Origin of the sequence: Stenotrophomonas rhizophila, assembly GCF_003751305.1 — a bacterium.
GTDB lineage: Bacteria > Pseudomonadota > Gammaproteobacteria > Xanthomonadales > Xanthomonadaceae > Stenotrophomonas > Stenotrophomonas rhizophila_B.
The window spans coordinates 1068650-1081009 of record NZ_RJKV01000002.1; the positions used below are offsets into that span (position 1 = coordinate 1068650).

The following is a 12360-nucleotide window of genomic DNA, read 5'->3' on the forward strand; positions in this document are numbered from 1 at the left end:
GTGGCGGCAGGCGGCACCCTCCCGGTGTCGCCGGGCGCGCAGGGAACCACCCCCGTACCGCTGCAATCGTTCCCAAGGACACTGCATGAAATTGTTTGAGATCCTCCTGGTCGTACTGACGCTGGCTTCGGGCCTGATCCTGCTGGGCGAGAAGCTGTACTTCGCCAAGCGCCGCGCCCAGCGTGCCGGCCTGCTGGATACCGAGCCGGTGATGGTCGACTACGCGCGGGCGTTCTTCCCGGTGCTGGCGATCGTGCTGGTGGTGCGCAGCTTCATCGCCGAGCCGTACAAGATTCCGTCCAGCTCGATGATGCCCAACCTGCTGATCGGCGATTTCATCCTGGTCAACAAGTTCTCCTACGGCCTGCGCCTGCCGCTGAACAACGCCAAGGTGGTGCCGTTCGGCGAGCCCAAGCGCGGCGACGTGGTGGTGTTCCATTTCCCGGGCCATTCGGACAACGATCCGGCCAAGGGCGAGAACTTCATCAAGCGCGTGATCGGCGTGCCGGGTGACCAGATCGAATTCCAGGGCAACGGCCTGATCCTCAACGGCGAGCCGGTCACGTACGACAACAAGGGCCTGTACGCCGGCCACAATGGGCAGGGCGAGGGCAGCTCACTGCTGGTCGAGCACCTGCCGGGCCGTACCCACACCGTGCTCGAGACCGACTACGCGCGTGGGCAGGGCCAGTGGACCGTGCCGGCCGGCAAGTACCTGGTCATGGGCGACAACCGCGACAATAGTGACGACGGCCGCTTCTGGGGCCTGCTGCCGGAGGAGAATCTCCGTGGCAAGGCGTTCCTGATCTGGCTTAACTGCTCCGGCTGGTTCTGCAAGGACGGCTTCGAGCCGTCGCGGATCGGCACGGCTATCCATTGATTCATGGCACACGCGTATCTGGGGAGAAACGCAATGAAGAACATGACATCGCAGCGCGGCATCACCTTGACCTCGTTCCTGGTGGTGCTGATCGTGGTCGCTTTCGGCCTGTACGTCGGCATGAAGCTGTTCCCGATGTACCAGGAGTACTACGCCGTACGCACGGCGCTGAAGAGCCTGGCCAAGGAGCCGGGTGTGGCGAACATGGAGCCGGCACGGGTCCAGGAGCTGTTCTTCAAGCGCGTTCGCATGAGTTACTCGGAAAATCTCAAGCCCTCCGATATCAAGTTCGATCGCATTGATGGCGGCTGGAACTTGAAGGTCAACTACGAAGTGCGCCGTGAACTGATCGGCAATCTCGATGTGGTGGGCAAATTTGACACAAACCAGGATTTGACTCTCCGCGGTGCCGACTAAGACTTTTCAACGCGGTGACCTGATAGGTCACGCCTTCAACGATCCGGGCCTGCTCACGCAGGCCTTGACGCATCGCAGCGCCGGCTCGCCCAACAACGAGCGGCTGGAATTCCTCGGCGACAGCATCGTCAACATGATGGTGGCCCAGGCGCTGTACGAACGCTGGCCCAAGGCTGACGAAGGCGCGCTGACCCGCGCCCGCGCCGAACTGGTGCGCGAAGGCGCACTGGCGGTGATCGCGCGCGAGCTGCAGCTGGGCGATCGCCTGATCCTGGGGCCCGGCGAGATGAAGACCGGCGGCCACCGTCGCGACTCCATCCTGGCCGATGCGCTGGAAGCGGTGGTCGCGGCGATCTACCTCGATGCCGGTTTTGCGGTCTGCCAGACCGTGGTGCTGCCGTGGTTCCTGGCCTCGATGCAGGCCCTGCCGGCGACCGGCAAGCCGGAGAAAGACCCCAAGACCCGCCTGCAGGAATGGCTGCAGGCCCGACAGAAGGCGCTGCCGCTGTACGAGCTGGTGTCAGAATCGGGTGACGATCACGCCAAGACCTTCCGGGTACGCTGCGGCGTAACCGACCCCGCTGTCAGCACCGAAGGCGAAGGTGCCTCGCGACGGCTGGCCGAACAACAAGCGGCTGCGGCCGCCCTTGAGCAACTGGATTCCAAGTGAACGAAGCAACCCCCCATCGTTCCGGCAGCGTGGCCGTCATCGGTCGCCCCAACGTCGGCAAATCCACCCTGACCAACGCCCTGGTGGGCGCCAAGGTCAGCATCGTCTCCAATCGCCCGCAGACCACGCGGCACCGGTTGCTGGGTATTGCCAGCTACCCGGAAGGCCAGATCGTGCTGGTCGATACCCCCGGCCTGCACCGAGCGCAGAAGCGGGCCATGAACCGGGTGATGAACCGCGCCGCGCGCGGCTCGCTCGAGGGCGTGGACGCCGGCATGCTGGTGATCGAGGCCGGCCGCTGGGATGACGAAGACACCCTGGCCTTCAACGTGCTCAGCGACTCGGGCATCCCGGTGGTGCTGGTGGTCAACAAGATCGACCGCCTGAAGGACAAGGGCGCCCTGCTGCCGTTCCTGCAGCAGGTCACCGAAGGCCGCACGTTCGCGGCCGTGCACCCGATCTCGGCGCAGAAGCGCAACGGCCTGGAATCGCTGGTCCGCGACCTGATGAAGTTGTTGCCGGAAGCCCCGCCGATGTTCGGCGAGGATGAGATCACCGACCGCAGCCAGCGCTTCCTCGCCGGTGAACTGGTCCGCGAGCAGCTGATGCGCCAGTTGGGCGAAGAGCTGCCGTACGCGACCACGGTCGAGATCGAGCGCTTTGTCGAAGACGGCAACCTGCTGCGCATCGGCGCGGTGATCTGGGTTGAACGCGAAGGTCAGAAGGCGATCGTGATCGGCAAGGCCGGCACCCGCCTGAAGGAAATCGGCGCCAAGTCGCGCCTGCAGATGGAGCGCCTGTTCGGGGCCAAGGTCTTCCTGGAAACCTGGGTGCGCGTACGCGAAGGCTGGTCCGACGACGAAGCCGCGCTCAAGGCGTTCGGCTACGAATAAGCCGGCCACTCCGGCCCCGGGCGGTTGAGCCATGCGCATCGAGGATGAGCCGGCCTTCGTCTTGCACGCCAGGGCCTGGCGCGAGACCAGTCTGCTGGTCGAGGTGCTGACCGAGCAGTACGGCCGGATCGGGGTGCTCGCGCGGGGCGTGTCCAGCCCGCGCAGCCAGGCGTTGCGCGCGGCCCTGCAGCCGCTGCAGTGGATTCGCCTGACTGCCGTGCAGCGGGGCGAACTGGCCCAGCTGCGCGGCGCCGAGGCCTTGGACGCCGCGCCGCGGTTGACCGGCGAAGCGATGCTGGCCGGGTTCTATATCAACGAACTGATGATGCGGCTGGCGCCCCGCCAGGATCCGCTGCCGGAGCTTTACGACCATTACGCGCAGGTGCGTGCGCGGCTGCGTGACGGAGAGCCCTTGGCGTGGACGCTGCGTCGTTTCGAGCGTGACCTGCTGGAGGCCTTGGGCTTCGGCTTCGACCTGCTGCACGGCAGCGATGACGAGCCGGTCGATCCGGCGGCGCGGTATGAGCTGGATCCGCAGGAGGGGCCTCGCCGGCTGCTCAGCGATCGGGGCGTGGATCAGCGCCGTGGTACCGCCACCGGCAGCGCGCTGCTGGCGTTGGCTGCCGATGAAATGCCCGGTACCGAGGATCTGGTCAGCCTGCGTCGGCCGATCCGCGCGGTGCTGATGCACCATCTGGGCGGGCGGGGGCTGAAATCATGGGAGATGCTGGAGGACCTGGCCCGGCGGCGCACGTAGGCCCTGGCGGGCCGCTGCATCGTTGCGGGGTGACTCAAGCGGCGCCGGTGCCCCGGCTGCCGCCCCGTGCTCACTGCAGCAGGGCGTCAACCGCGACGCGGAAGCGGCTCTGCGCACCGGTCGACTCCGGCGCCTGGTGCAGTTGACGGACTGCCCGAGCCAAGCGTGCGGCGCCGACGAACCCGCAGCTGGCCTGCAGCCGATGCAACTGCCCGCGCAGGGCCCGCACATCGTCCTCGCGCAGGGCCTGGGCCACAGCGTCGCGGACCCCGGGCAACTCGGCCAGGAACAGTTCGCGCAGCGCGATGAGGTGGTGGCGCTGCCCGTTCAGCGCAGCCAGGGCGGTGGTTTCATCCCAGTCCTGGCGCTCGCCTTCGACCTCGTCGGACCCGGCAACCGCCGGGGCGGACAGGCTGCCAGCGGTATGCACCAGGGCGCGGCGGACGGCCTTGAGCAGATGCTCGCGGCTCAGCGGCTTGACCAGGGTTTCACTGAAACCGGCATCGCGCAGGCGCGAGTGGATCGAGGTGTCACCGTCGGCGGTATGCGCCAGCGCCGGGGTGTCCGGGCGCGAGCGGCGCAGTTCCTGCAGCAGCTGGGTGCCATTGCCGTCAGGCAGGTTGACGTCGATAAGCCACAGATCGTGCTGGTTGCCGCGGGCGCGGTCCATGGCCGTGGCAAGGGAGTCGGCGGTATCCACCTGCGCCGGCAGGGTTTCCAGCGCCGCCTTGAAGAAGCCGCGGCTGATGGTGTCGTCCTCGACGAGCAGGAATCGGGGCATGGGATCCCTCGGGGTCATCTGCATTGTGGCTGCCTCCATGTCAGCGGCCTCCATATTAAACGCGAAGTCCTCGCCTGCAAGCGGTTTCAGCGGGCGGCAAGTCAGTTGGCAGTTGGTATCTGCGACAATACGCACCCTTTTTGCCCGCAGCCTGTTGCCACGTGGCCCGAACCCGCTCCCGACTCGACCGTACCCCCTTCCAGACCGACATCCTCGACCTCAGCCATGACGGCCGTGGCGTTGCCCGCCGCGACGGCGAGGGTGGCAAGGTCACCTTCATCACCGGCGCGCTGCCGGGTGAGGTGGTGACCGCGGAGCCGACCGCGCGCAATCGTCATTTCGATGAAGCCCGGACCATCGAGGTCGTACAGGCCTCGCCGCAGCGGGTGACCCCGCGCTGCCCGCATTTCGGCGTCTGCGCCGGCTGCGTGCTGCAGCACCTGGAGGAGTCGCAGCAGATCGTGGCCAAGCAGCGGGTGCTGATCGACAACCTGACCCGGATCGGTCACGTCAGTCCCGGCACCGTGCTGCCGCCGCTGGTCGGCGACAGCTGGGGCTACCGCCGCAAAGGCCGCTTCTCGGTGCGCCGCGTCGAAAAGAAGGACAAGACCCTGGTCGGCTTCCGTGAACAGGATCCGCGTTTCGTCGCGGACCTGAGCCAGTGCCTGACCGTCATCCCGGAAATCGGCATGAAGGTGGGGGTGCTGGCCGAGTTCATCGAAACCCTCGATGGCAAGCGTGATATCCCCCAGATCGAATTCATCGCCGGCGATGACGCGATCATGCTGACCATCCGTCACATGCAGCCGCTCAGCGACGCCGACCGTGCTGCATGGACCGCCTTCGGGCAGGAACACGGCTTCGCGATTTCGCTGCAGCCTGGCGGCGTGGAGTCGGTCCACCCGCTGTGGCCGGCCGAGGTGCCGCTGTCGTTCAAGCTGGCACCGTGGGATGTCGAGCTGGCGTTCCGCCCGCTGGACTTCATCCAGGTCAACGCCAAGCTCAATGTGCAGATGATCGCCCATGCGCTGGCCCTGCTTGATGCGGGTCCGGACGAGCGCGTGCTGGATCTGTTCTGCGGGCTGGGCAACTTCACCCTGCCGCTGGCGCGCACCGTGCGCAACGTGGTCGGTGTGGAAGGTGACGCCGGCCTGGTGGCGCGTGCGAAAGAGAACGCCGTGCGCAACGGGCTGGAGAATGCCGAGTTCTACGCAGCGGACCTGACCCAGGACCAGCGCCAGACGCCGTGGATGCGCCAGGGCTTCGACAAGCTGCTGCTGGATCCGCCGCGCTCGGGCGCCATCGAAGTGCTGCAGCAGCTGCCGCTGAAGCAGTTCAAGCGGATCGTCTACGTGAGCTGCCATCCCGGCTCGCTGGCGCGCGACGCCGGCTACCTGGTCAACGAGCAGGGCTTTACCCTGGTCTCGGCCGGCGCGATGGACATGTTCCCGCACACCGCGCACGTGGAAAGCATCGCGGTGTTCGAAAAGCGCTGACGGCGTTCGCGCTTACCGGCCGTTCCCCGGTGCGGCGTTCTGCCACTGGCCCTGTGCGTCGAACACATAGGTCTGCGGGTAGGTGCCGCGCTCGGTGTCATCGCCCGCGGTGATATCGCAGCGGATGTCCGGCGACTGCGTGCTGTGCAGTTCGCAGTCGTCGACCGCAAGAATCTGCACGCGCTGCTGGAAGGCGCGCAGTTCGTCGCGGGCGGCGGCATCGGTGAGGGATGCGGCACGCTGACCGAGCTGTTCGATGAGCAGTTCGCGGACACGCTCGCGCGGGGGAACCGGCGCAGCGACATCAGCCCGCTGCATCGCCCAGCCCATGCCCTGCGGAACGAAGCGCAGCATCCGGTAGCGGTTCTTGAGCCCGATCTCCATGCCGACCAGGCACTCGTAGGCACCGGTGACCGTCGTGCTGGCAAAGCACGGCCCATGCTCGAACCCGCGCGGGGTGAACATCGACTGCAGCAGCAGATCCTGCGCGGAGCCCGCCGGCTTCTTCTCGGCCTCGATCATGGCCATGATGGCCGCTTCGATCTGCGCAGGGGCCGGTGGCGTCGCGGCGACCCCGGGCAGTGGCAGCAGGGTCAGCAACAGGGTGGGGAAGAGGGGTTTCATCGGGCGTCCATGCAGGGCAGTCGGCCAGTATAGAAGCCGGCCGTGGTCGCAGTGCGGTGATCGCCGCATACTGTGCGCATGGGCATTGAAATCGAACGCAAATACCTCGTCACCGGTGAGGGCTGGCGCACTGCCGCGCACGCGGTGATCCCGATGGCGCAGGGCTATCTCAACGACACCGCCGCATTGGACAGCGGCGCGCAGAAGGCCTCGGTGCGCGTGCGCATCCAGGGCGGGCAGGCCTTCCTCAACATGAAATCGCGCGAGATCGGGCACACCCGGCAGGAGTTCGATTACCCGATTCCGGTGGAGGATGCACGCGCGCTGCTGGCGCTGTGTGTCGGCGGGCTGATCGATAAGCGTCGGCATCTGGTCGAGCACCAGGGACTGCTGTGGGAAGTGGACGAGTTCCTGGGCGAGAACGCCGGGCTGGTGGTGGCCGAAGTCGAGCTCGAGCACGCCGATCAGGCGATCACGCTGCCCGACTGGGCCGGCGCTGAAGTCACCGACGAGGTCCGTTATTACAATCTGGCACTGGCTGCCCATCCGTTTTCACGCTGGTCCAGTGCTGAACGCAGCTGACCGCCAGACCTTGTAAACGCTCCGCAGCACCCACAATCTGGCCGGATGAAAATCGATATCTGGTCGGATGTGGTGTGCCCCTGGTGTTGGATCGGCAAGCACCGGTTCCAGCAGGGCCTGGCGCTGTTGGGTGATGACGCCCCCGAGGTGGAGGTGCACTGGCACCCCTTCCTGCTGGATCCCGACGCGGGAACCACCCCCGTACCGCTGCGCGAGGCCTACGAGGCCAAGTTCGGCAGCGCCGAGCGCACCCGGCAGATCCTGACCCAGACCCAGACCGCCGCGCGCGCCGAAGGCCTGCCGATGGATTTCGACCAGGGTCAGGTCCGGGTGACCACGCTGCCCGCACACCGCCTGATGTGGCTGGCCGGGCGTGAAGGCGTCCAGGCGGCGGTCGGCGAGGCGCTGTTCCGCGCGCATTTCGTGGAGGGCCGCAACCTGGCCGACCCGCAGACCCTGATCGCCGCCGGCGCCGCCGGTGGCCTCAGCGCCGAGCGCATCACCGGGCTGCTGGCGGGTGAGGAGGGGCTGGAGGAAATCCAGGCCCAGCTTTCCCAAGCTCAGGCATTGGGTATTCAGTCGGTGCCCACCTTTGTGATCAACGATCAGTACGCCATCCAGGGTGCCCAGCCGGCCGAGGCCTTCGCCCAGGCGTTGCGGCAGATCGCAGCGGAAGGCCCGGCCGCAGGAGCTGCCGGGCCCGGTGATGGCTGCGGCCCGGACGGCTGCGAGGTCTGACGCTGCGCGCGGGTTCTGCGACAATGCGGCGGTGCGCCATCGTGGCGCCCCGTATTGGAGACATCCCATGCTCGTGATCGGCGTTGCCGGGACCGAACTCACCGCCCAGGAACGCGAATGGCTGCAGCACGACGCCGTGGCCGGCGTCATCCTGTTCAAGCGCAATTTCGCCTCGCGCGAGCAGGTGGCCGAGCTGTCGGCGGCCATCCGCGCCGCCGCGCCGCGCCCGCAGTTGATCTGCGTGGACCAGGAAGGCGGCCGCGTGCAGCGCTTCCGTGACGGTTACAGCGCGCTGCCGCCGCTGCAGGGCTTCGACGCCCTGTATGCCACCGATCCCGAGGCTGCGCTGGCATTGGCCGAACAGCATGCCTGGCTGATGGCCAGCGAAGTGCGCGCCAGCGGCGTGGACCTCAGTTTCGCCCCGGTGGTTGATCTGGGCCGTGGCAACCTGGCTATCGGCGATCGCGCGTTCAGCGCGGACCCGCAGGTCGTCGCTGCGTTCACCGCCGCCTATGTGCGCGGCATGCACAGCGTCGGCATGGCCGCCACGCTCAAGCATTTCCCCGGGCACGGCACCGTGCTGGAAGATACCCATTTCCACGATGCCAGCGACCCGCGTTCGCTCGATGAACTGCGCGCGCTGGACCTGGTCCCGTTCGCGGCCGGCATCACTGCCGGCGCCGATGCGGTGATGATGGCCCACGTGGTCTACCCGCAGGTCGCGCCGGAACCAGCCGGCTACTCGCCACGCTGGATCCAGCAGATCCTGCGCGAGGAGATGGGCTTCCGTGGCGTGGTCTTCTCCGACGACATCGGCATGGCCGCCTCGTTCTCGGCCGGTGGCGTCAAGGCGCGCGTGGATGCGCACCTGGATGCCGGCTGCGACGTGGTGCTGGTCTGCCACCCCGAACTGGTGGAAGAATCGCTGCGCGCGGTCGAAGGCCGCACCCTCAACACTGCTGCGCTGCTCGGCCTGATCGGTCGTGGCGCGCTGGGCTGGGACGGCCTGTTGGCCGATTCCCGCCATGGCACTACCCAATCCCGTTTGCTTGACACCCTTGGAAGAACCGTCTGATGCCCAACCTCACCATTTCCCAGGCCCTGGCCCAGGCCGACCTGCTGGTCGACCGTCCCACCATCGACAAGGCCATCGCTGGCATCGCTGACGCCATCGCGCGCGATTACAAGGGCGAGGTCCCGTTGTTCCTGTCGATCATGCACGGCGCGCTGCCGTTCGCCGGCCAGCTCGCGCTGGAGCTGGGCGCACGTGGCCAGGACGTGCAGTTCGATTACCTGCACGCCACCCGCTACCGCGGTGAAACCACCGGCGGCGATCTGGTCTGGAAGCACAAGCCGGCCACCTCGCTGTTCGGTCGCCGCGTGCTGCTGGTCGACGACATCCTCGACGAGGGTTACACGCTGCAGGGCGTGCGCACCTGGTGCCTGGAGCAGGGCGCCACCGATGTGCGCATCGCCGCGCTGACGGTCAAGCTGCACGACCGCGCACTGCCGGACGTCAAAGCCGACTATGCCGGCATCGACCTCCCGGACCGCTATGTGTTCGGGTTCGGCATGGACGTCAATGAGACGCTGCGGTGCGTGCCGGCCATCTACGCGATGAAGGAATGATGGAGCACATCTCTCTCGCCGTCATCGGCGGCACCGGCGTCTACAAGCTGGCACAGCTCGACGACGTGAGCAGCCATCAGGTCGAGACGCGCTACGGCACGCCGTCCGGTCCGATCCGCGTCGGCACGCTGCTGGGTCAGCGCGTAGCGTTTCTGGCGCGTCATGGCGAAGGCCATTCGCTGCCGCCGCACAAGATCAACTACCGTGCCAACCTCGCCGCGCTCCAGCAGATCGGTGCGCAGCGCGTGCTTGCGCTGAACACCGTCGGCGGGATCACCGAGCACTTCGGCCCGCGCGTGCTGGCCTGCCCGGACCAGTTGATCGATTACACCTGGGGCCGCATCTCCACCCTGTGCGAAGAACCGGGCACCGACGTGCTGCACGTGGACTTCGGCCATCCGTACACGCCGATGCTGCGCAGCAAGGTGCTGGCCGCGGCGAAAGTGACCGGCGTGCGCCTGCACGATGGCGGCTGCTATGGCGCCACCCAGGGCCCGCGTCTGGAAACCAATGCCGAAATCGCGCGCATGCGCCGTGATGGCTGTGACCTGGTCGGCATGACCGGCATGCCCGAAGCCAGCCTGGCCCGTGAGCTCGGCCTGGACTATGCGTGCCTGGCAATCGTGGCCAATTGGGCCGCCGGCTGTGGCGATGGCGATGAAATCACGATGGCCGAAGTGCTGGCCAATGTGGACGCTGCCTCCTCCGGCCTGCCCGAATTGATCGGTGAATTGGCACGGGGGTGATTGTCATTCCGGTACAAGGTTTGCATACTCCGCCAGTGCGCTGGTTGAGCGTACACCACCCATTCATAGAAGAAGGTCTCGCATCACCATGCCGAACGGTACCGTCAAGTGGTTCAACGACGCCAAGGGATTTGGCTTTATCTCGCCGGAGGACGGCAGCGCCGACGTCTTCGCGCACTTCTCCGCGATCAACTCCAAGGGCTTCCGCAGTCTGCAGGAAGGCCAGAAGGTCACCTATGACGTGACCCAGGGCCCGAAGGGCGCCCAAGCCTCGAACATCGTGCCGGCTGAGTGATTCTTTCAGCTGCGCATTGAAAACCCCGCTTCGGCGGGGTTTTTTTTCATCAGTGAGTACGCGCATGTCCCCACGTCGCACCATCGCCATCGTCGGCTACGGCACCGCCGGGCAGGCGCTGTCGATCCTGCTTTCACGCGATCATCACGAAGTGCACGTGTTCGAGCGTGCCGCAACCCCGGGTCCGGTCGGCGCCGGTTTCCTGCTGCAGCCCAGCGGCCTGGAGGTGCTGTGGCAGATGGGGCTGCTGCCCGATGTGCTGCACCACGGCGCCAGCGTGCGCCGGCTGTACGGCGAGACGCCGTGCGGACGCACGGTGATGGACATGCGCTATGCGCAGCTTGATGCCCGGCTGCATGGCGTGGGCATGCAACGGGGCGCGTTGTTTTCGCTGCTGGCCCAAGCATGGGAACACCCCGGCAATCTCCAGCCTGATACGGCGATCGTGGCGGTGGATGCCGCGCAGGGGCGACTGCGCGATGCGCGCGGCCGCTGGCATGGCCCCTACGATCTGGTGATCGCTGCCGATGGCGCGGCCTCGACGCTGCGCACGCAGGTGCAGGCCACCACGCTCGACCGCGAGTACCCGTGGGGCGCGCTGTGGTGCCTGCTGCCGCGCGGCGACTGGCCGCATGTGGATGAACTGCGCCAACGCTATGTCGCGGCCCGCAAGATGATCGGGCTGCTGCCGGTCGGCACGCGTCCCGGCCACGATGTGCCGCAGTTGAGTTTCTTCTGGAGCCTGCCGCGTGACCAGTTCGCCCAGTGGGAGCGCGACGGGATGACGCGCTGGCTCGATGAGATCGCGTCCCTGTGGCCGCAGGCGCACGCGCGCCTGGCCGGCGTGCGTGAACCGGATCAGCTGGCCCGCGCGGGCTATCGCGACGCGGTGATGTCGCGCTGGCATCGTGAGCGGCTGGTGCTGGCCGGCGACGCCGCCCATGCGATGAGCCCACAGCTGGGGCAGGGCGTGAACATGGCGCTGATGGATGCGATGGCCTTGCGCGATGCCCTGCGCGCGCACGGCGCGTTGGAGGCCGCACTGCAGGCCTACCAGGTACAACGGCGCGCGCACGTGGCGATCTACCAGTACTGGAGCCGATGGCTGACGCCGTTGTTCCAGTCCGATCGTGATGGGCTGGCGCGTGCGCGCGATGTGCTGTTCCAGCCGATGGGGCGTGTGCCGGGCGGGCGCGGTCATATGTTGCGCGTGCTCAGTGGCACGCAGCGCGGTTGGCTGGGCCGCTTGCCGTTGTCGGCGGGTTTCCTGGCGGCATTGAACGATGCCCACACGCGTGATCGCATCAGCTGATAACCACGCGCAGCAGTGCATGCGCGGCGATGTGAAGGCGTGAATAACATTCATTGACGGTGGACTCACCGGCCGCATGGGACAACACTCAGGCAAACGCAGCAGGCGTGCGCGTGTTCGATACGCGTCATGTTGCTTCCGCTGGTGCTCTGTCCGATTCCTGATCGCCAAGAGCAGCGCCACCGACCGGTGGTACTGTGGGGCTGCGTTTGCGACTCACGGTCCTTTGGACCGATCGCAACCCAAGGAGATTGAAATGCTGTTCTCGGCCGAAACTCTGGAAAGTGAAATCCGCAAACTTCGCGGACTACTGCAGATGCTGCATGAGGATCAGCCGGATGTGATGGAAGACGTGTTCGAATTCCATGTCACCAGCCTCATTACCCACGCCGCGCCGGAGCACCACCCGCGCATCCGTGCCGCCGCACACGACATGCTGACCGCGATCCAGCGGCAACCGGTGCGTCCCAATCCGAACGCACCGGATATCCGGTTGATGCCGGACCTGCTGGTGGCTTCGGCCGCCTGAGCATGCGGTGC

At 66.7% G+C, this 12360-nt stretch carries 16 protein-coding genes; 14 read left to right on the forward strand and 2 right to left on the reverse strand.

Going from position 1 to position 12360, the window contains the following annotated elements:
- Window positions 1-85 precede the first annotated feature (85 nt).
- The 5 genes from lepB to recO are packed head-to-tail and all read left to right on the forward strand — an operon-like array spanning window position 86 to window position 3617.
- Entirely contained in the window at window positions 86-880 is a 795-nt protein-coding gene (lepB, locus tag EDF74_RS13175) for a signal peptidase I (RefSeq protein WP_123730522.1), read from the forward strand.
- A gap of 33 nt (window positions 881-913) precedes the next feature.
- Window positions 914-1297: a DUF4845 domain-containing protein gene (locus EDF74_RS13180; protein WP_123730523.1), complete on the forward strand. Its 384-nt coding sequence runs from the start codon at window positions 914-916 to the stop codon at window positions 1295-1297.
- Window positions 1287-1967 carry a ribonuclease III gene (gene rnc, locus EDF74_RS13185; protein ID WP_123730524.1) on the forward strand — a complete coding sequence of 227 codons (681 nt, stop codon included), beginning with the start codon at window positions 1287-1289 and terminating at the stop codon, window positions 1965-1967. The genes EDF74_RS13180 and rnc overlap by 11 nt, the downstream gene beginning before the upstream one ends.
- Window positions 1964-2860: a GTPase Era gene (gene era, locus EDF74_RS13190; protein WP_121038751.1), complete on the forward strand. Its 897-nt coding sequence runs from the start codon at window positions 1964-1966 to the stop codon at window positions 2858-2860. The genes rnc and era overlap by 4 nt, the downstream gene beginning before the upstream one ends.
- A gap of 31 nt (window positions 2861-2891) precedes the next feature.
- Complete coding sequence (gene recO, locus EDF74_RS13195; RefSeq protein WP_123730525.1) at window positions 2892-3617, forward strand: DNA repair protein RecO; 726 nt, start codon at window positions 2892-2894, stop codon at window positions 3615-3617.
- 70 nt (window positions 3618-3687) lie between these two features.
- On the opposite strand, the gene EDF74_RS13200 is transcribed toward recO, so the two are convergent.
- A complete protein-coding gene (locus EDF74_RS13200) occupies window positions 3688-4422 on the reverse strand; it encodes an Hpt domain-containing response regulator (protein ID WP_123730526.1) in 735 nt (244 codons plus the stop codon).
- A gap of 137 nt (window positions 4423-4559) precedes the next feature.
- Between EDF74_RS13200 and rlmD the strand changes: the two genes are divergently transcribed.
- The gene (gene rlmD, locus EDF74_RS13205; RefSeq protein WP_123730527.1) at window positions 4560-5894 is read left to right on the forward strand and encodes a 23S rRNA (uracil(1939)-C(5))-methyltransferase RlmD; all 1335 of its coding nucleotides are present in this window, start codon (window positions 4560-4562) and stop codon (window positions 5892-5894) included.
- Between the two features lie 12 nt (window positions 5895-5906).
- Here rlmD and EDF74_RS13210 read toward each other — a convergent pair whose 3' ends face one another.
- On the reverse strand, window positions 5907-6518 hold the full coding sequence (locus EDF74_RS13210; protein ID WP_123730528.1) for a hypothetical protein: 612 nt from the start codon (window positions 6516-6518) through the stop codon (window positions 5907-5909).
- Window positions 6519-6596: 78 nt separating this feature from the next.
- Between EDF74_RS13210 and EDF74_RS13215 the strand changes: the two genes are divergently transcribed.
- The 8 genes from EDF74_RS13215 to EDF74_RS13250 all read left to right on the forward strand — a co-directional run bounded on the left by EDF74_RS13215 (window position 6597) and on the right by EDF74_RS13250 (window position 12349).
- Window positions 6597-7100, forward strand: coding sequence for a CYTH domain-containing protein (locus tag EDF74_RS13215; protein WP_123730529.1), 504 nt, complete (start codon window positions 6597-6599; stop codon window positions 7098-7100).
- 45 nt (window positions 7101-7145) lie between these two features.
- Complete coding sequence (locus EDF74_RS13220; protein ID WP_123730530.1) at window positions 7146-7838, forward strand: DsbA family oxidoreductase; 693 nt, start codon at window positions 7146-7148, stop codon at window positions 7836-7838.
- Window positions 7839-7905: 67 nt separating this feature from the next.
- A complete protein-coding gene (gene nagZ / locus EDF74_RS13225) occupies window positions 7906-8913 on the forward strand; it encodes a beta-N-acetylhexosaminidase (RefSeq protein WP_123730531.1) in 1008 nt (335 codons plus the stop codon).
- Complete coding sequence (locus tag EDF74_RS13230) at window positions 8913-9467, forward strand: hypoxanthine-guanine phosphoribosyltransferase (RefSeq protein WP_123730532.1); 555 nt, start codon at window positions 8913-8915, stop codon at window positions 9465-9467. Before nagZ ends, EDF74_RS13230 begins: the two co-directional genes overlap by 1 nt.
- The gene (locus EDF74_RS13235) at window positions 9467-10213 is read left to right on the forward strand and encodes an S-methyl-5'-thioinosine phosphorylase (RefSeq protein WP_123730533.1); all 747 of its coding nucleotides are present in this window, start codon (window positions 9467-9469) and stop codon (window positions 10211-10213) included. Before EDF74_RS13230 ends, EDF74_RS13235 begins: the two co-directional genes overlap by 1 nt.
- A gap of 88 nt (window positions 10214-10301) precedes the next feature.
- Complete coding sequence (gene cspE / locus EDF74_RS13240; protein ID WP_019183439.1) at window positions 10302-10508, forward strand: transcription antiterminator/RNA stability regulator CspE; 207 nt, start codon at window positions 10302-10304, stop codon at window positions 10506-10508.
- Between the two features lie 64 nt (window positions 10509-10572).
- Complete coding sequence (locus EDF74_RS13245) at window positions 10573-11820, forward strand: FAD-dependent oxidoreductase (RefSeq protein ID WP_123730534.1); 1248 nt, start codon at window positions 10573-10575, stop codon at window positions 11818-11820.
- A 256-nt stretch (window positions 11821-12076) separates the two neighbouring features.
- Window positions 12077-12349, forward strand: a complete 273-nt coding sequence (locus EDF74_RS13250; RefSeq protein WP_123730535.1) for a hypothetical protein — start codon at window positions 12077-12079, stop codon at window positions 12347-12349.
- Window positions 12350-12360 lie beyond the last annotated feature (11 nt).

Bases quoted from the DNA above. Each gene is read 5' to 3' on its own strand.
- cspE (WP_019183439.1), top strand. From the start codon at position 10,302: ATGCCGAACGGTACCGTCAAGTGGTTCAACGACGCCAAGGGATTTGGC.
- EDF74_RS13245 (WP_123730534.1), top strand. From the start codon at position 10,573: ATGTCCCCACGTCGCACCATCGCCATCGTCGGCTACGGCACCGCCGGG.
- EDF74_RS13220 (WP_123730530.1), top strand. From the start codon at position 7,146: ATGAAAATCGATATCTGGTCGGATGTGGTGTGCCCCTGGTGTTGGATC.
- EDF74_RS13200 (WP_123730526.1), bottom strand. From the start codon at position 4,422: ATGCAGATGACCCCGAGGGATCCCATGCCCCGATTCCTGCTCGTCGAG.
- lepB (WP_123730522.1), top strand. From the start codon at position 86: ATGAAATTGTTTGAGATCCTCCTGGTCGTACTGACGCTGGCTTCGGGC.
- EDF74_RS13230 (WP_123730532.1), top strand. From the start codon at position 8,913: ATGCCCAACCTCACCATTTCCCAGGCCCTGGCCCAGGCCGACCTGCTG.
- EDF74_RS13215 (WP_123730529.1), top strand. From the start codon at position 6,597: ATGGGCATTGAAATCGAACGCAAATACCTCGTCACCGGTGAGGGCTGG.
- EDF74_RS13235 (WP_123730533.1), top strand. From the start codon at position 9,467: ATGGAGCACATCTCTCTCGCCGTCATCGGCGGCACCGGCGTCTACAAG.
- EDF74_RS13250 (WP_123730535.1), top strand. From the start codon at position 12,077: ATGCTGTTCTCGGCCGAAACTCTGGAAAGTGAAATCCGCAAACTTCGC.
- EDF74_RS13180 (WP_123730523.1), top strand. From the start codon at position 914: ATGAAGAACATGACATCGCAGCGCGGCATCACCTTGACCTCGTTCCTG.
- recO (WP_123730525.1), top strand. From the start codon at position 2,892: ATGCGCATCGAGGATGAGCCGGCCTTCGTCTTGCACGCCAGGGCCTGG.
- EDF74_RS13210 (WP_123730528.1), bottom strand. From the start codon at position 6,518: ATGAAACCCCTCTTCCCCACCCTGTTGCTGACCCTGCTGCCACTGCCC.
- nagZ (WP_123730531.1), top strand. From the start codon at position 7,906: ATGCTCGTGATCGGCGTTGCCGGGACCGAACTCACCGCCCAGGAACGC.